The sequence below is a fragment of the Gracilibacillus timonensis genome, from assembly GCF_900086715.1.
GTDB lineage: Bacteria > Bacillota > Bacilli > Bacillales > Amphibacillaceae > Gracilibacillus > Gracilibacillus timonensis.
Genome location: NZ_FLKH01000012.1, coordinates 955,642 through 975,470, shown reverse-complemented (window position 1 = coordinate 975,470; position 19,829 = coordinate 955,642). Strand labels below are relative to the sequence as shown.

The window sequence follows — 19,829 nt, the reverse complement described above, 5'->3', positions numbered from 1 at the left end:
TTTATCATATGGAATGTTCACCCTGTTTTGCAAGCGAAGAAGCTCCTTCATTTACATCTGTCGAACACGGCTCCTCTTCCAAGCAACATAGGAAAAACTAACCAGATAAGCACTAACAAGGGTGAAAATAAGCCATTTGGTTTGGGAAGCGTTCGTCTGTTTGATGGTTAAAGCATGCCATTGTTTCATTTGTCCAAAGACGGCTTGGAATTGCTCATGATCCATTATGGTTTGCTGCTTCTTTAGCCTTGTTACGACATCTTGATAGTTTTGGTACTGCGTATCTGTTAATTGCAGCTGTATGACAGGTGCTAGCAATTCTGTTTGATCAACAAGCCTTTCGATTTCTGCTGGATGTATTTCTTCTTGTTGCAACAATTGCTGTGTCTTTCGCTCAAATGCTTGCTGGTGTCTCAGCCATAATGGGGCATACCCATGCTCCAAGCTATCTGAAAGCACCACTAATTTTTGTATAGTTAACTGTTTTTCCTGATGACTAACGCTTTCATCTTCCAATATATTTATACTGTCCTGCAGCTGTTCTTGCCAAATAACAGGTTGATCCGCTACTGTTGGTAAAGCATAGAGCAAATCAAGGGCTACATCATATTCTTTCTCGTTTATTAATCGTTCCACTTCATTTACATCAACAGCGCTTGCCTTAACGGTCGTGACAGCAATTAAAACAACTCCTATTGCGAATAAAAAGGTAAGCACGGACTTCACGATTATCCCTTCTCCCCATTATCCTTTATTAAATGGTATGAGAGAATAGCTATAATTGTGCTTAATGATCCTTAGGCATCCACAAGTTCGTTTCTTTTGACTACCTGATGATAGGCCACAAGTAAAACCATCACAGACAACCAGAAAGTAAAGTAACCAATATGTTCCTGATAGCTCGTCAAACTGTAATAAATCGGCATCATACCATAGACATAGTCAATGATCTCGTTATGTAGTAACCAAATACCTGCAATGGTTAAATGTTTTAATTTAAAGGTATATAACGGTGCAAACAAAACAGCTTGCAAGGCCATTGCTCCATGTGAAGCGATCAACATATAACTTTGCCAGCTGATACTTCCTTCTATATAAAGGGTGAGTAAATTCATAATAACGGCCCAAATACCATATTTAATTAACGTCGTATACGCTAATGCCTCTATCGTTGGGGCTTTTTTACCCAGCAGCAGAACCAAAAGAAAGATGGTAAAAAACAAACTGGCCGTTGGACTGTCAGGTACAAAAGCCAGAAAAATAGCTGGTGTTTGCTGCAATTGGCTATTGTACCAGTAATATCCGTAAATGGTGCCTATTAGATTAATGAAAAATAATAGGGCGATCGTGATCGGATGGAATAGCAATTTCCTAATCATCTAATGGACTCCTTCTCTTCATTGGTTAACCCGGCGCGATCATTCAACAGCCCGCTTATATTCAGACTTAGATAATCGTATAGAAAACTTGGTAATAAGATGGCTGGTTATTTAAAAGAAACAGCCAAATATTTAGCTATCGTTAAAAACCCTCGCTCATTTTGGTTTGAGCGAGGGTACAGGATTATTCTTCTTCTGCTGCTTGTTCATTAACAGAGACGATGAATTCAGCTAGCTGCTGCAATTCTTCCTCTGAACCGTCAAATTGATCAGCTGGCATTGTTCCGATACCATTCACAGCAATGTCTTTTACTTCATCAACCGTATGCTCTGAACCAATTAATGCTGGAGCTGAACCAGTACCAGCCAAATCGTCACCATGGCAGTTTACACAACTGTTGGCTTGATATACCTCAAAACCAGGATCCGATTCATCAATTTCAACAGATGGCTGATCGTCTGGCCATACCGGTTGATTATTCTCTGCTTTTTCTTCCCAATTAACATGGGCAGCTGCTTCATATGTTAACCAAAATACAGCGATGAAAGCAAATATCATTAAACCTGTGGTGATCGGGCGCTTATGCGGACGACGTTCTTTCCCTTTATCAAGGAAAGGAGCCAAAAACAACGCACCGAAAGCTAAACCAGGCATAACAATAGCGCCAAGTACAAAGAACGACGCACTGGCAAATTTATATTTTAGTAATTGATATAAAAATAGGAAATACCAGTCCGGCAACGGCAGATAAGCCGTATCTGTTGGATCTGCCACTTTCTCAAGTGGAGCCGGATGCGCAACTACCAAACATAAAAAGCCAACCAGAAATACAGCTCCTGCTAACCACTCGGTTAATAGAAAGTTCGGCCAAAAAGCTTCCGTCCTGCCAGGATATTCTGAATAATCTTTTGGAATAAACTTCTTTTTATCGGCTGTGACCCGGGAATCACCGACAAACTTCATCCCTTTACCTCGTTTCAAAGCTATCCCTCCTTTATCTGCTTATTCTATAGTGGACCTGAAATACCTTGTTTTCTAATCATTATAAAGTGGATACCCATTAACACAAACAAAGCTGCCGGTAAGAAAAATACATGGATGGCAAAAAATCTTGCCAATGTTTGTGCACCTATAATACTTGGATCTCCATTTAGCAACGTCTTCGCCATTTCCCCAATAAATGGGACCCCTTCCGCAATCTCAAGCGTTACGACTGTTGCGAAATAAGCCTTGTTATCCCACGGTAACAAGTAACCGGTTAAACCTAAAGCAAGCATAACAAAGAAAATTAATACCCCAACCATCCAGTTAAGCTCACGTGGTTTTTTGTAGGCACCTTGAAAGAAAACACGTAAAGTATGTAAAAATAACATGACGATTACTACACTAGCTCCCCAATGGTGCATTCCTCTAACGATTTGACCATGCGCCACTTCTGTTTGCAAATAATACACAGAACGCCAAGCATTTTCAATATCCGGAACATAATACATCGTCAAAAACATACCAGACAGGATTTGAATAACGGTGACAAAAAACGTTAAACCGCCAAAACAATAAACAAACGCTGAAAAGTGATGGGCTGGATTAACATGTTCTGGCACTTCATGATCTGCAATATCTCGCCATAAAGGAGTTATGTCTACTCGCTCATCTATCCAATCATAAATCTTCTGTAGCATCTATTAAGCTCCTCCTTTCTACACTGGATCCTCATCTTGAGTTTGTACTGGATTCTCTGTTACGTCCCCAAGATACAAAGTTCCTTCTCTTACTTCCATTTCAAATAAGTCTAAAGCAGCATCAGGTGGCGTATCGGGAACGTTTAGACCGTTCTTGTAATAACGACCGCCATGGCATGGACAATAAAATTCTTCAGGAAAATCTTCACTACCATTCCAACTGACCGCACACCCCAAGTGTTTACACGTTGGTGATAAAGCAACAATCTCATCATTGCCGTCCATATAGACCCAAGCACTCTTGGTGGTATCTGATGTATACCATGCATCCACTTGTTCAAACGTCCAGTCGAAACGTTGCGGCTCCTCGGTAATCTCTGAAACATCGACTACTGCTTGCATATCGGTGCCTCCCGAAGCTTCTAATACTGGATCAATAGCAAATCTTACCATTGGTGCTAGCATTCCTGCTGCCATAAATCCCCCTACACCAGTTAACGTATAATTTAAAAATTGGCGACGGGAAACTTGTTGCTTTTTCTCAGACATTATTTACCCCCCTCTACAACATATTCCGACTTTACGGATTTTCATTATCATCTCTTATATATTACTAGGACATTACTATGATAGCGCAAACTGACGCTATGGTCAATAAAATCTATCTTTTTATCAATTTTTTATGTAGGAAAATGTCTTCAGCACTTGGTCATCTGAACAGGTCATTAAACATTCCAATAACTCCCGATTAATTCACTGATTTGACTTACTTGTTCCCCTACCCATTTCTTCGTGTAATCCGATTGGAAATCTTCTATGGATGTACTCGTAATCCATATTAAATTTCCATTTAACAAACGTTCATGTTTTTTCCAATTAACGTCGTGTGTAAGAAAAAATATATGTTGAAAATGTTCGTTGGACAACATGCTTGTCCAATCATTTAAACGCTCGATTTCTTGCTGATAGTCTGTATTATAGATATAAGTATAACTCGGAGTTAACAGTATTCTTCCCATAAATTGGCGTTCTAATTCATCGGAAATAATTTGTAACGTTTTCGTTTGATCCGCTAATTTAGCTGACTCTGATTCCGTCAGCAATTGAATGGGATCTAAAGGGATTAACAGCGTATCAATATATGGTTTTGATTGAAAAAAAAGGTGTATATCCTTCCTGTTCCATTGCATCTATTGTCCCCCCAATCTTGTTGCAGCTAATGAGTTTGTTCAGATCATTAGAAATAAATGACGCAACGAATGGCTGTGTTAACTTGTCTTTTCAATACCTATGATGTATAAACCTTGTAAAAGAGATTTTGCGGCAAGTGGACTGTTGCCAAACGTTTTTGTTACCTTTATAAGGTCAACATATATAGAAGAGATTAAAAAGAGTTGAAGTGGGGACAAGTTACTCCCCACTCGTAACTATTTGTTTTGTATTAATCGCTTTTGATAAGGTATTAATCGGAACATAAAACAAAACCCTTCAGCATTACATTTTTAAGCCCGTAACTATTCTTAATCCTTTTGGTATGACATACCTAATTTATTCAACTGATCTGTATAGTATAGAAATAATTGCTGGTCTCTCTCGTCCAAGGCATCGTTTATTTGCTGAAGTAATTTAACCCTTTGATATTCATAGATAGAATAATCCAGCCACTTCTCCATCACCTTTTTGTCGCTCCCAGTAAGAAAATAATCATCAGGGATAAAAGGATTATCTTCCAGTACTTTCATATAAGGAATACAACGTTTGACATTTTTAAAATTCAGTTGAATATACATCGGTTCTGTTGCATGTAAGCGAATATCATGGAATGATTTATCGGCATCGGTGGTTACAATATGTTTTTTGTAAAAACGAAAGGCAATCTCATTGGAACAATGTGTAGAAATAATCATGGCTCTTGGACAAAAACGTGCTTCTAATACAAAGTGAACCTGTTGTAATAACTCCTCATGGTTCAATAAGTAATTGAGTATCCAAACACTTTCCCGCTTTTTCAACTGATAATGACGCAGAAACCATTCAATAAAATCCTTTTTATCTTCTGTTTGCACCGAAGTTTCCAATTTATTATTCCCCTCCATTTTTATCGCTATGTAACTGTTTGTAAGACCCCCACTTCCAGAAAGAGGCAATACTCCTGTTTGTGTGGAGACTTAAAAGCCAGTAACGACCCGATTGGTTCAACTAACATTCAGTGCGGCACTGTAATGAAGTTTCCCTTTTATAAGAGAGTATCGCCATGTTGTTCTTTTAATCGTTCTAGATTTTGGGCAATATCGAAGTCCGAAGGTTCCAACTGTAAATACTCTTCAAAAACTTGAATAGCTTGATGAATATTGCCTTCTTCCACTAGGAAATAACCATAATCCTTTAAGAAATCCGTATCTTTATTTAATTTATTATATGCACTTTGATAGGCATTTAATGCCTCTTTAAACGCTTCTTCCTCATTATAAGCTTGTGCAAGTTCCCATGCGAAAATGCCATCCAGTTCTTCGACTTCCATTTCTATGGTTAATAATGTAATAATTTCTTGATAATCCTCTTGCGTTTTAAAGACTTCTATCAAGAAAAGCAATGCCTCTTGATATTCATTGTCAATCGATATAGCACGTTTCACCTGTGTGATAGCTTCATGATATTCTCCGGCCTTTAAGCAGATTTGTCCTGCTGTAAGACGCATTTCCTTATTGAGTGGATCCATTTCTACGCCTGTGATCGCCGTTTGATAGGCTTCATCCATCAGACCTTCCTGTTCATATGCCCTGGCGAGATACAAATAAACAGATGGATATTCTACTTCACCTTTCAATAAGTTTTCCCATGTTTTAATCGCAATTTCATACCGTTCTGATTTATAGGCCATAAAACCATAACGAAACAGTATATCAGGATCTTCTGTATCTAACGTTTGATAGTAGGCTAAAGATGTCTCAAATTCACCGTTTAACGCGTAAGCCTCTGCTAAACGGCTATCAATGTTTACATTAGCAAACTCTTGTGTCAGCTTACGCACATTTTCATAATAGACAATAGACTTGTGATATTCTCCTGCTGAGAAGAGTAATTCTCCTAAGGCAAAATCGATAATCGGCTCATCGGGTGCCATGTTTTTTGCCGCTAGCAATTTTTGTTCTGCTACTTCAAACAGTCCTTGCACCTGATAGAGATCGGCTAACTGGACTAATGCCTGCAAATAATTAGGGTTATCTTCTGTGATTTCATTTAAGAGGGTTATAGCTTGCTCATCTTGTTCGTTATCGGTCATAATATCTGCTAACATAATCTTTGCCTCGCCATTTTCCGGCTCAATGGCTAAAATTTCTTGCAGTACCTCTTCTGCTAGGTCATGATTTCCTAGGTCGACAAAAATTTGCGTAATTTCTAATTGCGTATTTACATCCGCCGTTTTTGCAGTATCCATAAGTAGCGTTAGTGCTTGCTCCACCTCGCCCCGCTGAATCATCTCTACTGACTGTTCAATGATATCCAATGGCTTCCACCTTTCCTTTACGTCTCATACTATAATGTAATTTTATCGAATTCGTGACAAACGAGCAACTCGAAGGACTTGATATTCTTTTGTTATTTTAAAACCGGACAAAACTCGCCTGTTCCTTTATTACTATATAAGTTGAACGTATAAATGTAACTAAAACGTGTGACTGGCAAGTCTTTGCTCGCATGATTTCCTGATAATACTTCGTTTGATCCATCATACCGCCTAAATGGATCAAGAGCATCTATCCGATATCAATGAGAAATTATTTCATTCCACTTATATCATAAGAAAATGCTGACTACCGATTCGTCCCAGGTCAAATCATTCCAAGTCCTATTATATCAAGGATTATAAACTGTCTTATCCGATTATTTCCACAGCACTTATTAGTGCAGACACACAATCCATTTTACTATATAGAATGAATCCGCTACTTTACATCATTCACTTTATTGGTACGATATTCAAAGGTGTTGTTATGGGCAACACGAAAAGCACCATGTTGAATAGCAGTTTCAACATGGTGTTTATTCGTTTTATTTCGCCAATAGTTTCTCTAAGTCTTCAAAAAAAGTTGGATAAGAAATAGCGATACATTTATCATCATGTAATGCAATCGGCTCTTCCGTTAAGAGAGAAGCGATGGCGATCATCATACCGATACGGTGGTCACCAAACGATTTGGTAACGCCGCCGTGAAGTGGTGTTTTTCCTTGGATGATCATGCCATCCTCTGTTGCCGTTATGTTTGCTCCTAACTGAGTTAAGGTACTTACAACCGCTGCGATTCGATCAGTCTCTTTAAAACGCAACTCGGCTGCATCCTTAATAATCGTCTCCCCTTGCGCCTGTGTGGCAAGTAAGGCGATAATCGGGATTTCATCTATAATACTCGGAATAATGTCTCCTTCAATAACCGCATGATTCAAGGAAGAAGATTGGACGTGGATATCGCCGATCGGTTCTCCACCAATAACTTTTGTTTTGGTCATTTCAATGGAAACCCCCATCATGTTTAATACATCCACAATTCCCGTACGAGTTGGATTCAACCCTACATTTTCTACCGTTAGACTGCTATTAGGTACGATAGCTGCGGCGACTAAGAAAAAAGCGGCAGAGGAAATATCTCCTGGCACTTCGATATCACAAGCGTACAGTGATTTATTTCCCTCAATCGAAACCTTGGTACCGTCAACCCTCACATCCGCTCCAAATGCCTGCAGCATGTTTTCCGTATGGTCACGAGTCTTCGTTTCTTCTTCAACGGTTGTTACCCCATTTGTCAACAAACCTGCTAACAAAACTCCAGATTTAATCTGGGCGCTTTTGACAGGTGGATGAAAATGAATGGGATGCAATTGCTGACCACGCACCGACATCGGCAGCAGCCTGCCATTCTCTCGCCCATCGATAATGGCTCCCATCTCACGCAATGGATTCGCAATTCGGTCCATCGGTCTTTTAGATAAAGATTCATCACCATATAAGGTAAAGTGAAAAGGAAGTCCAGCAAGAACCCCTAATAAAAGCCTTGCTGTTGTTCCAGAATTCCCAAGATTAATCGGTTGAGATGGCTCTTTCAAGCCGGAAACGCCTTGTGACTGGATCCTCACGGTATTATTCTCACGCTCTATGGATACTCCCATCCCTTGGAATGCAGCAATCGTGGATAAGCAATCTTCACCTGCCAGAAAGTTTGTAACAGTTGTCGTACCTTCGGCAAGTGATCCAAACATAATCGCTCGGTGCGAAATCGATTTATCTCCTGGAACAGCTATAGAACCTGCTAATCTCTTTTGCTCATATGATAATAGCTTTTGTGACAAGGTCCACCTCTCCTATTCTTCGATCACTGTGTCATAGTTATGCTTTTTGAGAATGGCATAGCTTAACTCTTGATCATTCTTATTTTGAAAACTAATACGTAACATCCCGGTAATTCCTTCTCTAATCTCAAGGATTTCAATATTATTAATGCTGATATCATGGTCTGCTAATAGTTCGATTACCTGCAGTAAAGCACCTGGCTGGTCCAGGATACCGACATAAATATCATAATAAGACAAAATGGCGCCACGCTGCTTCTTATCAAGCCCATCCCGATACTCCTTCGCATCTTCCAAGTATGCCTGTATTTGTGATTTTTCTCCCGTATCAATCAGCTGTTTCAACCCTTCCATTTCCTCGATCCAGTCAGAAAGCAGACGACTCATTTTAGTACGGTTTTGAAAAAAGATCTCTCGCCACATCAATGGATTGCTTGAAGCAATTCTCGTAATATCACGAAAACCACCGGCTGCAAGTTTTGGGATATATGGATGTGTTTTTTGCCAATTTCTCGCTTGATGCACCAAGGAAGAAGCGATTAAATGTGGAAAATGAGAAATTACGCTGGTCATTTCATCATGCTCTTCAGGCTCCAGTACAATGAATTTGGCTTTTGTTGGCGCTAATAATGCCTTTAATTTTTGGATATCGTCTGGTGTACTGCTTTCTGTCGGCGATAATACATAAATGGCATTCTCAAACAGATATTTTTTGGCAGCTTGTACACCCTTTTTGTGTGAACCTGCCATTGGATGACCACCAATAAAGGCTACTTGGTTGGTGGTAAGCTGACCAGCTGCTTCCATAACAGGGCCTTTTACCGATCCGACGTCTGATACGATCAAATGATGGTCCAACTCCATTTCATTTAATTCTTTAATTAACTCGACGGTGACGGACACTGGGGCGGCCAGAATACAGATATCTGCTGTCTTCACTGCCTCGCCAAAATCCTGATAGCTTTCCTCAATCATTTGATGCAGCAACGCATACTGTAACGTGGTCTGATTGGAATCATACCCAATCAATTTGATATCTGCTGTTTCCTTTATATTCAAAGCAAGTGAGCCGCCAATTAATCCGAGACCCGCTATTAAAACCGTTTGTTTCACGATGATTCTCCTTCTATATCTTTAGTAAAGAATGCCTCGCATAATCGCTTGAACTCTTACATACATAAGCAAAGCTGCATACCGTGTTATAAAATAACCCGCTCTGATCAAGTCTTTATAGAGGATGATTGGATTATCTCAAAAAAGGATATGCAAAAGTTAAGCGGACGTTTAGAGTAACCCAGGGGGCTAGTTAGGCCTTATGCAGGGCCAAGAACTGTTTGATATGCTGGGCAAGTTCTTTCATTTGTTCTTCCGTTCCAATCGTTATCCGTACCCCATTTGGATGACCTAACGCCTCACCAGACCGGACAATAAAACCATTCTCTAGTAAATACTCCGTCAATGCATCACCACTCGTCGGTAATTTCACAAACAAGAAATTAGCTTCGGAGTCATAATAGCTCAAACCAAGCTCTTCACACGCCTCCATAAAGGCTTGCTTATTAACAAGATTCTTTTCATAGGTGTACGATAAAAATGCCTCATCGTCTAACGCCTCCACCGCTGCTGCCTGAGAAAGTGAGGTAGTATTAAATGGTCCTCGCGCTATATTCAACAACGTGGCTACTTTCTTAGATGCTACTCCATAGCCTACCCGTAGATTGGCTAACCCATAAGCCTTAGAGAAAGTGCGTAGTACGACTAGGTTCTTATACCGATCCAGCAGTTGAATACTCTGTGGATTTTTGGAGGCCTCAATATATTCATAATAAGCTTCATCCAATACAACCATCACTTCTTCCGGACAGTTGTCTAAAAAGTGCACAAGTTTGTCACGGCTAATCAAGGAGCCCGTTGGATTATTAGGAGAACATAGCCAAACCACTCTTGTTTGACTATTAATCTGGTTTAACATCGTTTTTAAATCGTGATAACCGTCTATTAAAGGTACTTCGATCACTTCTGCACCTTGAATAATCGCATTATGGCGATATTGAGGGAAGGTTGGTGTCGCCATGATCGTATTAGTGCCTTTTTCTAAATACGTACGGCAAATAAAGTCGATCACTTCATCCGATCCACAGCCAAATATAATCTGTTCTTCCTCAACCTCTAAATAATTGGCTAATTTTTTTCGCAAACCTGTAGCATTTCCATCAGGGTATTTCTCGAGATGATCGAGCAGATTTGGTATCAACTGTTTCACCTTTTCCGAGTAGCCAAAAGGATTTTCATTGGAAGCTAGTTTGACAATATGGTTGAGTCCATACGCTTGCTTCACTTCTTCTATTTGTTTTCCTGGTGTATATGGTGCCATCGATTGAAAGACTTTCTTGGCTTGCATCGTAGACACTCCTTCCTTATCTCTTAATCTTTATTTGCCTTGTAAATCCGGTCTTAATTTAACAGCCTCATGTAAATAAATATGCTCTACTTCTTGTTGATCCTGTGATGTATTGACTGTCATCATGACACGAATACATGCTGCTAAGCTTCCTGGCACATTTATTTCAGGCATACACATAACCGGAACAAACTTCCATCCGTCGATTAAGCGTAGCGCCTTGGCAGGGAATGCGGCATTTAAATCTGACGTCACGGAAATAAGGACAGAGGCAATGGCTTCAGGCTCTACCTTATTGACTTCTGACATCTTCTCAAGCAATTTCTTTGTTTCTTGAATAATCTCTTCTGCTTCGTTGTGCTGTACCGTTGTCGCTCCTCTAATTCCTCGTATCATCATCCATCCAACTCTCTTATGAATTTTTCCAATAGCCCCAATAGCTGTTCATCTGCGATATTTTTTACATAAGGATGGCCAATTTCTTGCAATAAGACCATTTGTACCGTTGCATTTTCTGATTTTTTATCTTTTTTCATCCGTTGCAGTAATCGCTCTGGTGATAAAGGACCGACATCATGTATTGGATAGTGGTTATCCGCCATCCATTTAGCAAAAGCATGACTTGACAGATCGATATCTGATTGTGCTTCACTTAACAACAAGGCAAATTGCATACCGATAGCAACCGCTTCTCCGTGCGTAATCGCCCCATAGCCTAGTTCGGATTCAATGGCATGACCCAAAGTGTGACCAAAATTCAGATGTTTTCGCACATTAGCTTCTTTCTCGTCTGCCTCGACTATATCGGCTTTGATGGCAATCCCTTTCTGCAAATGATCAGCCAATCGCTCTTCTTCTATTGGCTGGGTTAAATCTGTATGCAGGACATCGTCTAATAACGAGGCATCACCAATAAAACCATGCTTAATCACTTCTGCATAACCAGAGCGTACTTCACTAGCTGGTAAACTGGTTAACGTGTCTGTATCATACAACACCGCTTGCGGAGGATAAAAATTCCCAATCAAATTCTTTCCTTCGGGGTGATTGATGGCTACTTTTCCACCAACACTGCTATCATGGGCCAGGATTGTTGTCGGCACTTGAATAAAGTCAATACCTCGCATATAAGTAGCCGCTGCAAATCCAGCGAGATCACCAATCATTCCACCGCCTAAAGCAACGATTAATGACTTGCGATCCAATTGGTGTTCAATAGCGTCCGTCAATAACTGATAATATTGTTCGATACTTTTGGATGCTTCTCCTGAAGGAACCACACTTACAAAAACTTCTGCTGATTTAGTAAGTTCTGTGACAAGGGCTTTACCGTATAAAGGATATACTACGGAATCCGTGATCACTAAAATGCTATGATAATGATCTGGCAAATATTCTGTCATTCGAGAGAGTACACCCGGACCCACATAGACATCATATTGATTCGTACTTGTTTGAATGGTCTGCTTGTGCATTAAAAACACCTGACTTCTTCTCGGTACTGGTCAATTGCCTCTTTTAATTTAGGGAATTGATCATGCGGGAACTGTTCAAGCACAGCTTTAGCCACTTCAATGGCCACCACATGTTCCATCACTACGGCAGCTGCCGGTACTGCACAGGAATCGGAGCGCTCAATACTGGCATTAAAGGGCTCTTTAGATTCAATGTCCACACTTTGAAGAGGTTTATATAGTGTCGGAATAGGTTTCATTACCCCTTTGACAACAATTGGCATACCTGAGGTCATTCCCCCCTCAAAACCGCCTAAACGATTCGTTCTTCGATAATATCCACGCTCTTCTGACCAGAGAATCTCATCGTGGACTTCACTGCCATTCTTTCGTGCAGCTTCAAAACCTAAGCCAAATTCTACTCCTTTAAAGGCATTAATACTCTGCACCGCACCAGCAATGCGCCCATCTAATTTACGGTCATAGTGAACATAAGAACCAAGCCCAGCCGGAAGACCTTCGACGGTTACTTCACAAACCCCTCCGATAGAATCTCCGTCCTTTTTGGCTTGATCAATGGCATCCATCATTTGCTGACCAACAGTATCATCAAGACAGCGTACAGGAGACTCTTCTGAGATACGAATTTTGTCTGCGATCGGTAAATCTTTCTCTGCCGCTTGAATGCCTGCGATTTCTTTCACATAGCCAACAATCTCAATATCCAATTGTTTAAGTAATGTTTTGGCAACAGCACCTGCAGCAACACGGGCTGTTGTTTCCCTTGCTGACGAACGCTCTAAGATATTTCGCATATCCCGGTGGCCGTATTTAATCGCCCCGTTCAAGTCGGCATGTCCTGGACGTGGTCGCGTCACCACGCGTCGAATCTTCTGATCCTCGTCTACTGGATCTTCTCCCATTACATCAATCCAGTGCTTAAAGTCGTCATTAGGTACGACAAGAGCAATTGGCGAGCCCAATGTATAACCATGACGCACACCACCTACTATGTCTACTAAATCCTTCTCAATCTGCATTCGTTTACCTCGACCATGTCCTTTTTGACGACGAAGTAATGACTCATTAATATTATCTGGTGTCAATGGCATTTTCGCAGGTATGCCTTCAATAATTGTTGTTTGTTGTTTTCCATGTGATTCACCTGCTGTTAAGTAACGCATGGTTATCCCCCCTGAAAGATTATGTTTAATTGTGATCTTATTGCTCACGAAGACAGGTTTGTAGAGCTACTCTCCGTTAAGCACGTACCTGTTGATTGACTAATCGTATGAACATTTACTAACCATATACGAGTCAGGCTTGTTTTTCATAAAAAAAAGTATCTAATACACGAAAGCCATATTGTTCTGGAGAAAAAATTTGCTCCGTGCTACCAACAAAAAAGACGCCATCCTTTGCCAAAGCTTGACTAAAACGGTTATAAATCGTTTGCTTGGCCTCTTCGGTAAAATAAATCAGTACATTACGACAAACAATAATATCCACATTCATTGGGTACTTATCCGCCAATAAATTATGCTGTTTAAAGGTAACAGTCCTTTTTATCTTCTCATCTACTTTGAAGGTTGGACCTTCCTGATGGAAATACTTCTTTTTGATAGGATCAGACACTTCTTGCAAGGCTCGTTCCTTGTATATACCTTGCTTAGCACGCGCTAAGACATTAGGATCAATATCTGTTGCGATGATTTCAATATTGTGCGATCCCCAAATCTGACTAGCTATAATGGCTAATGTATAAGGCTCTTCACCGGTAGAACATGCCGCACTCCAGATTTTGATTTTATTCCGCTTTTGTTTAAAGACTGGCAGCACATTTCTTTCCAGAACCTTCCAACGAGAAGGGTTTCGATAAAATTCAGAAACATTAATTGTTACCTTATCTAAGAATTCCTGTAATAGTTGTTGATCCTTATTAATCGCGTGAAAGTAAGAGAGAAATGAATCGAAGCCTCGTTTTTGGCATAAGGATGTTAAACGTCTTTTCATTTGCGCCTCTTTATAGAGTGATAAATCAAGGCCCGTTTTCTTATAAATCTTATGGATGAATTGCTGATAATCCGACATCGTTTTTTCTCCCCGCTCTTTATTTAGGACAACCAAGCGTCGGTGCTTTTCGTATAATGCTGGACTTCTTCGTTGGTGAAAAAGAGATTAATTTCTCTTTCTGCACTTTCCGGCGAGTCCGAACCATGAATGATATTGCGGTGTGTCACAACACCAAAATCCCCTCTAATGGTACCTGGATGCGCTTCTTGAGGATTTGTTTTCCCCATCATTTGTCTAGCTGTTGCGATGATATTCTCGCCTTCCCACACCATCGCAAATACAGGCCCAGAGGTAATAAAACTGATTAAATCATGGAAGAATGATTTCCCCTCATGTTCTGCATAATGCTGTTTTGCCAATTCTTCAGAAATAGTCATCAATTTCGCAGCTGCTAATGTGTATCCTTTTTGTTCAAATCGAGAGACTGCTTCCCCGATCAAACCTCGTTGTACGGCGTCTGGTTTCATCATCACAAATGTTTTTTCCATGTTTATCACCTCGTTAGATTTTTCGATTACCTATATAATGCGCAATATTAGCCAATGCTTCCTTCGCCTGATTATTGGGTAAATCAGCCAAAGAATCATAGGCCTTTTGTAAATATGTATGACTTAATGCTTGTGCCCTGGTGATTGCGTCAGAATTTGCTATGCTGGATGTGATTGGCTTCAACTGTGCAATCTCCAACTGCTTGCTATCTCGAAAAGCCGATTGTAATTCTTGTAACATGTGATCATCTTCCATGGCATACAGTACTGGTAACGTAATATTTCCTTGGAATAAATCACTGCCGGCTGGCTTACCTAACTGTTTCTCGGAAGCTGTAAAATCCAGTATATCATCCGTGATCTGATAGGACATCCCCATATAATAGCCATAATTATATAAGGCTTGTTCTGTTTTTTCGTTCGTACCTGCCACAATAGCACCAATCCGACAACTAGAGGAAATCAACAGTGCCGTTTTTCGTTTAATGCGCCGCAAATAGGTACGCAAGTTTTGCCTAAGATTATATTTATCCTTAATCTGCTCAATTTCACCAACCGTCAGCTCCATCATCGTTTTGGATAAGACTTGATGTGCTCTGGGCTGATCGATTTCTGTAAATTGTTGTAAAGCAGTAGAAAAAATAAAATCTCCCGTCAGCATGGCAATCTGATTATCCCATTTCGCTTTCACGGTAGGTTTTCCCCTCCTGATGTTGGAATCATCTATCACATCATCGTGAACAAGCGAAGCCATATGTATTAATTCTAGTGAACAAGCCGCCTTTTTGACCTGTTCAAACGGGGAATTACCAAACTTGGAAGCAAGTATTAAAAAAACAGGGCGCAATCTTTTCCCACCGGCCTTCAGTAATTGTGTAGAGGCGTCGTGCAAGAGTGGCTGTTCTGCATATACCATTTTTTCTAATGCCTCTTCAATGAGAGTTAGATCTTTTTTTATAAAAGCGTATGTTTTCGCTAGCTTCATTGACTGCCCTACTTTCCATTCTCAACTTGTTTTTCCCCGACGTGCATGGCGACTGTGCCACCCGTGTAGCCTTTAAAACGCACATTCACAAAACCTGCCTCTTCAAATAGGCGTTTTAATTCTTCCCTGCCAGGAAAATCTTTGGCCGATTCATGCAGCCATACATATTCTTTGTAGCTTTTGGCAAAAATGCGACCGAAAAACGGCATAATATGTTCAAAATAAAAATAATACCCCCGTCTAAATAGGCCATTTTTAGGCTGAGATGTTTCTAAACAAACCGCTTGTCCTCCTGGTTTCACTACTCGCTGCATTTCTTGTAATGCTCGGCGATAGTCTGGCAAGTTTCGCAATCCAAAGCCAATCGTCACATAATCAAAGGAGTTGTCCTCAAATGGTAATTTCATTGCATTTCCGTGCATAAACGTCAGATTGCGCTTATCCGTCTCTGTTAGCCTTTGTTCTGCGACGGATAACATATTTTCACTGAAATCCAATCCTATTACCTCTCCATCGCCTCCAATAGCGTCCGCTAAGGCAAAAGACCAGTCTCCTGTTCCACAGCATAGGTCCAAAGCTTTTGATCCCTTCCTGACGCTTATACGCTTCATCACATCCTTGCGCCACTTCTTATGACGGCTCAACGAGATAATCGTATTCATGGAGTCATAATTATGATAAATCTTTTCAAATACTTGATGTACCTTTTCTTCTTTTGATTGTTTTGTCATGTTATGCAATCCTCTTTTTTTATACGTTGTTTCCATAGTTATTTCGGAATGATTTGTCGCATCTAGCCTTGACGGTCACCACACACCCATTTGTTTTTGATCGAAGTTTTCAAAGCTAAAGTTGTCTGTCCCTAGCTTTGGCACAACGGGATATTCATTATCATGCACCTTCTGTTCGACAAGTTTCCATAAGTTTGTATGTGCTTGTAATAACTGTTGCTTTAACTGCTCCAGTGATTTTACTGTGCGGATTTGACGCAACATTAATCGCTGTAAGAACGTTGGTAATCCATCTTTCAGCTGCTGTATTTCATATTCCATTCTTTTTAGTAAAATCCAATCTGTTAGGTATGACATACATGCTGATTGATCGACAAAACTCGCCACTTTATCCATTAACTTTGTTTCAATCGATTGATATTCTGTTAAAAAAGAGACAACATCCTCATGTTCCCTGTAGTAGGTTGTTAACTTCCGTTGCGTCATTTCACTAATCGCATCCGCAAGCAGGCGAATAAAGGCAAGATTACTTTGTTTCGAGAGAAGGTGATAATAAATACCGGAATAATAATCACCAGCCAATACCGTTAACTGCTGTTCTTTTTGATTGCTTTCATCAAAATCGTGTGTAATATTATCGTGTGTGTCCAAAGCAATCTGTACAAGCATGGTAGCATGGACTAAATCGACATGATTATCCCTGTCTCGAGTTAACTCATGCAATACCATTATCTTATGTTTGTCAAGCGCTGGTCCCGCAAGTCGCTTGCGGAGATACGGCTGGTCTACGGACGTTGCTATTAAATTCGTGTAAAAATCTATTGTTTTCTTATCTGTCATCAAGCTCACCGCAATTCCTCAAGATCCTTTTCTATAATAACATAGTATAACATAAGTTTGCAGAATACTGGAGGGATAAATATGGGGGATTAATTACGTATGAAATGCTTACGAACTGGTGCCTAGCTATGGTAGTTTTCTGCGTGGCCGGAGATTCCTTTGACTATAACTTTCAAAAAATAAAAAAGGGTGCCAGAAGCACCCTTTTTTCGCCCGTATGTAATACCATAAATTATTTTACGGTATCTTTAAGGGCTTTACCTGGTTTAAATGCAGGCACTTTGCTTGCAGGGATTTCAATTTCATCGCCTGTTTGTGGGTTACGACCCTTACGGGCAGCACGCTCACGTACTTCAAAGTTACCAAAACCAATTAGTTGAACTTTGTCACCATCTTTAAGTGAATCCATGATAGATTCAAAAACCGCATCTACAGCTTTTGTAGCGTCTTTTTTGGAAAGTTCGCTTTTTTCAGCTACTGCATTGATTAGATCTGTCTTGTTCATGATATTCACCTCCTCCCAATAAAGCTATAAACTCCTCGATGAAGAAAGCATTTCTATAGCTAATTGTCACCATATGAATGATGACAAGGCTTATAATAACTGAGAATGAAAGATAATTCAACAAATATCCGTTTAAAAATCGATATTTCTCTCATCTCGCTATAAGCTAATTTGAATATTAACACATGTATTCGCGCTATGCAAGTGTTTACAAACATTGTTATCATCCTATTCTCCAAAAATTTCTTGTCTACCGATTTCCTTTTGCTATTTTTAAAGAAAATTTTTTCTTTTTGTAACAATGATGTCGTTGATCTATAGATTAGGTCTGGCATCATTATTGCCATCTTTCTCTTAGATATACCTATTTGTTATTACACATGTGTTTCTTTATATAAGCGCACGTTCAAAAAGCCTGATGAAAAGGACCAAGAAGTTCAAGGCGGTGCAGTTTTGAGTACCGGAACGTATGCTTTTCATACGTGAGGAACGGACTCACGCAGGATGTGTTGACTTCAGCGTTGCCTACAGGACGTGGGTGGTCTTAGTAGAAGTTCCTATATCGCCAACGCAGAAATTCGCTGCGTCATTTTTATTGGGCTTTTTGAACAACCTCTATAATAAACAGATTCTAAGTCGAAAGTATGGAATGAGCAAAATAAATTACCCCCCGTTTCTAACAGGGAGTTAAAAAACATCAGAAAACAGGTTATCCTATTTTTAAATAGATAAATGGAAACGAATATTAAAAACTATCACTTGATAAAAACACTGCGTCTTCCAAGAATTTTTTTAAGTTTATTCCCTCGTATTATTTACTCTTCGTAACGATCATGATAATTCCACCATTCATATGTTTGGCTTTGAACAACCCCTGGTGGTGAATCCTCCCACAGTTCTTGTCTGCCAAACGGAGTGATATCCAGATAACTCCAATTGCTCCCCAAATATTCTACGCCTCGTGCCCAAGTGGAATAGGTATGATATATTTGATTATTTTCCAATAGAAAAACACTGTACCCATGTGTTTCACCAGTTTCTGTTGTTGCACCGAAGTCCTGATTAAAATCAGTTGCATAAGAAGAGTACCATGGAATCTTCCAGCCCATACGTTCCTTGAAAGGTATTATTTTTTCCATTGGCGCCCTTGATATTAGGACTAATTTTGTATTACGCGCCTCTAAATGAGCAGGATGCCCCATATTATCAACCATCATCGAACAGCCATCACAGCCTTCTTCCCAATTTGGATCAAACATAAAGTGGTACACAATGAGCTGCTTATGACCTGCAAATAAATCGTATAGCCTTATTTCTTTGTTATTCCCTTGAAAGATATAATTCTTTGTTACTTCAACCATTGGCAGACGGCGCCTCTTGGCGTTCAGTTTATCTCGAATCCTAGTAAATGCTTTTTCTTCTTCCAGAAAAGCTTGATGGGATGCATGCCATTCATCTTTTGAAACAATTTTACGGCTAGATGTTTCCTTTGTGTTTACGATCCCATTTGTTTTTGTGTTAATGGAGCAACAGCTTTCATTCGATTTATTATTCATATATTTCAATCTCCTTTTCATCATCGTTTTTCTCATTTTTATTATCTCATTTTTAAAAGAGCCATATTTCTTATCGATTGCGGTAATGTGAAGTTGTTGCTAAAAATAGCAGTAAATTGATCCAAATAGATGCTTTTGGTAATTACTTGAATAAACCTGTATCTGATAGTCAAACTCAGATACTACTGTTTTAAATATACTTTTTTATCAGATAACCAGAAATTATAAAATCCTTGCTAATATAGGATCTGAAACGATTTTGATCATGAGTTCATCGGATCCGATAAGACGGATGATGTTAAGTAACTTTTTATTCTGTTGCCTTCTTATATTTGAAACATAGGATACAAACAGATTACAAAACTACTTTACATAATCTCTTCCACCT

At 39.7% G+C, this 19,829-nt stretch carries 21 protein-coding genes; all 21 read right to left on the bottom strand.

Annotated features, from left to right (window positions below):
- Positions 1-51: 51 nt before the first annotated feature.
- Positions 52-726, bottom strand: coding sequence for a sporulation protein YpjB (locus BN6556_RS15850; protein ID WP_066193235.1), 675 nt, complete (start codon positions 724-726; stop codon positions 52-54).
- A gap of 71 nt (positions 727-797) precedes the next feature.
- Positions 798-1,379 carry a lipoprotein heptaprenylglyceryl N-acetyltransferase LhaT gene (gene lhaT / locus BN6556_RS15845; RefSeq protein ID WP_066193233.1) on the bottom strand — a complete coding sequence of 194 codons (582 nt, stop codon included), beginning with the start codon at positions 1,377-1,379 and terminating at the stop codon, positions 798-800.
- Between the two features lie 184 nt (positions 1,380-1,563).
- Complete coding sequence (locus BN6556_RS15840; RefSeq protein WP_066193231.1) at positions 1,564-2,361, bottom strand: menaquinol-cytochrome c reductase cytochrome b/c subunit; 798 nt, start codon at positions 2,359-2,361, stop codon at positions 1,564-1,566.
- A gap of 26 nt (positions 2,362-2,387) precedes the next feature.
- Complete coding sequence (gene qcrB / locus BN6556_RS15835) at positions 2,388-3,062, bottom strand: menaquinol-cytochrome c reductase cytochrome b subunit (RefSeq protein ID WP_066193229.1); 675 nt, start codon at positions 3,060-3,062, stop codon at positions 2,388-2,390.
- A gap of 18 nt (positions 3,063-3,080) precedes the next feature.
- Positions 3,081-3,611, bottom strand: a complete 531-nt coding sequence (locus BN6556_RS15830; RefSeq protein WP_066193227.1) for a QcrA and Rieske domain-containing protein — start codon at positions 3,609-3,611, stop codon at positions 3,081-3,083.
- A gap of 176 nt (positions 3,612-3,787) precedes the next feature.
- A complete protein-coding gene (locus tag BN6556_RS15825; protein ID WP_066193225.1) occupies positions 3,788-4,252 on the bottom strand; it encodes a DUF2487 family protein in 465 nt (154 codons plus the stop codon).
- 330 nt (positions 4,253-4,582) lie between these two features.
- Positions 4,583-5,140, bottom strand: a complete 558-nt coding sequence (locus tag BN6556_RS15820) for a ReoY family proteolytic degradation factor (protein ID WP_066193223.1) — start codon at positions 5,138-5,140, stop codon at positions 4,583-4,585.
- Positions 5,141-5,298: 158 nt separating this feature from the next.
- Positions 5,299-6,570 (bottom strand): tetratricopeptide repeat protein, encoded by a 1,272-nt coding sequence (locus tag BN6556_RS15815; RefSeq protein WP_066193222.1) that lies wholly within the window; start codon positions 6,568-6,570, stop codon positions 5,299-5,301.
- A gap of 545 nt (positions 6,571-7,115) precedes the next feature.
- Entirely contained in the window at positions 7,116-8,408 is a 1,293-nt protein-coding gene (gene aroA, locus BN6556_RS15810) for a 3-phosphoshikimate 1-carboxyvinyltransferase (RefSeq protein WP_066193221.1), read from the bottom strand.
- 12 nt (positions 8,409-8,420) lie between these two features.
- The gene (locus BN6556_RS15805) at positions 8,421-9,521 is read right to left on the bottom strand and encodes a prephenate dehydrogenase (RefSeq protein ID WP_187374481.1); all 1,101 of its coding nucleotides are present in this window, start codon (positions 9,519-9,521) and stop codon (positions 8,421-8,423) included.
- 193 nt (positions 9,522-9,714) lie between these two features.
- A complete protein-coding gene (hisC, locus tag BN6556_RS15800; protein ID WP_066193216.1) occupies positions 9,715-10,809 on the bottom strand; it encodes a histidinol-phosphate transaminase in 1,095 nt (364 codons plus the stop codon).
- Between the two features lie 30 nt (positions 10,810-10,839).
- Positions 10,840-11,205, bottom strand: a complete 366-nt coding sequence (gene aroH / locus BN6556_RS15795) for a chorismate mutase (protein ID WP_066196484.1) — start codon at positions 11,203-11,205, stop codon at positions 10,840-10,842.
- Entirely contained in the window at positions 11,205-12,284 is a 1,080-nt protein-coding gene (gene aroB, locus BN6556_RS15790; protein ID WP_066193215.1) for a 3-dehydroquinate synthase, read from the bottom strand. The genes aroH and aroB overlap by 1 nt, the downstream gene beginning before the upstream one ends.
- The gene (aroC, locus tag BN6556_RS15785) at positions 12,284-13,447 is read right to left on the bottom strand and encodes a chorismate synthase (RefSeq protein ID WP_066193212.1); all 1,164 of its coding nucleotides are present in this window, start codon (positions 13,445-13,447) and stop codon (positions 12,284-12,286) included. Before aroC ends, aroB begins: the two co-directional genes overlap by 1 nt.
- A 133-nt stretch (positions 13,448-13,580) precedes the next feature.
- A complete protein-coding gene (locus BN6556_RS15780; protein ID WP_066193208.1) occupies positions 13,581-14,354 on the bottom strand; it encodes a CheR family methyltransferase in 774 nt (257 codons plus the stop codon).
- A gap of 23 nt (positions 14,355-14,377) precedes the next feature.
- Positions 14,378-14,824 carry a nucleoside-diphosphate kinase gene (ndk, locus tag BN6556_RS15775; protein WP_066193206.1) on the bottom strand — a complete coding sequence of 149 codons (447 nt, stop codon included), beginning with the start codon at positions 14,822-14,824 and terminating at the stop codon, positions 14,378-14,380.
- Positions 14,825-14,837: 13 nt separating this feature from the next.
- A complete protein-coding gene (gene hepT, locus BN6556_RS15770; RefSeq protein ID WP_066193203.1) occupies positions 14,838-15,809 on the bottom strand; it encodes a heptaprenyl diphosphate synthase component II in 972 nt (323 codons plus the stop codon).
- An 8-nt stretch (positions 15,810-15,817) separates the two neighbouring features.
- Positions 15,818-16,540, bottom strand: coding sequence for a demethylmenaquinone methyltransferase (locus BN6556_RS15765; RefSeq protein ID WP_066193199.1), 723 nt, complete (start codon positions 16,538-16,540; stop codon positions 15,818-15,820).
- Between the two features lie 75 nt (positions 16,541-16,615).
- Positions 16,616-17,380 carry a heptaprenyl diphosphate synthase component 1 gene (locus tag BN6556_RS15760; RefSeq protein WP_066193197.1) on the bottom strand — a complete coding sequence of 255 codons (765 nt, stop codon included), beginning with the start codon at positions 17,378-17,380 and terminating at the stop codon, positions 16,616-16,618.
- A 232-nt stretch (positions 17,381-17,612) separates the two neighbouring features.
- On the bottom strand, positions 17,613-17,885 hold the full coding sequence (locus tag BN6556_RS15755; RefSeq protein WP_066193194.1) for an HU family DNA-binding protein: 273 nt from the start codon (positions 17,883-17,885) through the stop codon (positions 17,613-17,615).
- Positions 17,886-18,700: 815 nt separating this feature from the next.
- A complete protein-coding gene (locus tag BN6556_RS15750; RefSeq protein WP_078060119.1) occupies positions 18,701-19,441 on the bottom strand; it encodes a DUF899 domain-containing protein in 741 nt (246 codons plus the stop codon).
- Between the last annotated feature and the right edge of the window lie 388 nt (positions 19,442-19,829).

What these genes read in the sequence shown, in the direction of transcription:
- lhaT (WP_066193233.1), bottom strand. Translation starts at nt 1,379, where the DNA reads ATGATTAGGAAATTGCTATTCCATCCGATCACGATCGCCCTATTATTT.
- qcrB (WP_066193229.1), bottom strand. Translation starts at nt 3,062, where the DNA reads ATGCTACAGAAGATTTATGATTGGATAGATGAGCGAGTAGACATAACT.
- BN6556_RS15830 (WP_066193227.1), bottom strand. Translation starts at nt 3,611, where the DNA reads ATGTCTGAGAAAAAGCAACAAGTTTCCCGTCGCCAATTTTTAAATTAT.
- BN6556_RS15825 (WP_066193225.1), bottom strand. Translation starts at nt 4,252, where the DNA reads ATGCAATGGAACAGGAAGGATATACACCTTTTTTTTCAATCAAAACCA.
- hisC (WP_066193216.1), bottom strand. Translation starts at nt 10,809, where the DNA reads ATGCAAGCCAAGAAAGTCTTTCAATCGATGGCACCATATACACCAGGA.
- aroH (WP_066196484.1), bottom strand. Translation starts at nt 11,205, where the DNA reads ATGATACGAGGAATTAGAGGAGCGACAACGGTACAGCACAACGAAGCA.
- aroB (WP_066193215.1), bottom strand. Translation starts at nt 12,284, where the DNA reads ATGCACAAGCAGACCATTCAAACAAGTACGAATCAATATGATGTCTAT.
- aroC (WP_066193212.1), bottom strand. Translation starts at nt 13,447, where the DNA reads ATGCGTTACTTAACAGCAGGTGAATCACATGGAAAACAACAAACAACA.
- BN6556_RS15780 (WP_066193208.1), bottom strand. Translation starts at nt 14,354, where the DNA reads ATGTCGGATTATCAGCAATTCATCCATAAGATTTATAAGAAAACGGGC.
- ndk (WP_066193206.1), bottom strand. Translation starts at nt 14,824, where the DNA reads ATGGAAAAAACATTTGTGATGATGAAACCAGACGCCGTACAACGAGGT.
- hepT (WP_066193203.1), bottom strand. Translation starts at nt 15,809, where the DNA reads ATGAAGCTAGCGAAAACATACGCTTTTATAAAAAAAGATCTAACTCTC.
- BN6556_RS15765 (WP_066193199.1), bottom strand. Translation starts at nt 16,540, where the DNA reads ATGACAAAACAATCAAAAGAAGAAAAGGTACATCAAGTATTTGAAAAG.
- BN6556_RS15760 (WP_066193197.1), bottom strand. Translation starts at nt 17,380, where the DNA reads ATGACAGATAAGAAAACAATAGATTTTTACACGAATTTAATAGCAACG.
- BN6556_RS15755 (WP_066193194.1), bottom strand. Translation starts at nt 17,885, where the DNA reads ATGAACAAGACAGATCTAATCAATGCAGTAGCTGAAAAAAGCGAACTT.
- BN6556_RS15750 (WP_078060119.1), bottom strand. Translation starts at nt 19,441, where the DNA reads ATGAATAATAAATCGAATGAAAGCTGTTGCTCCATTAACACAAAAACA.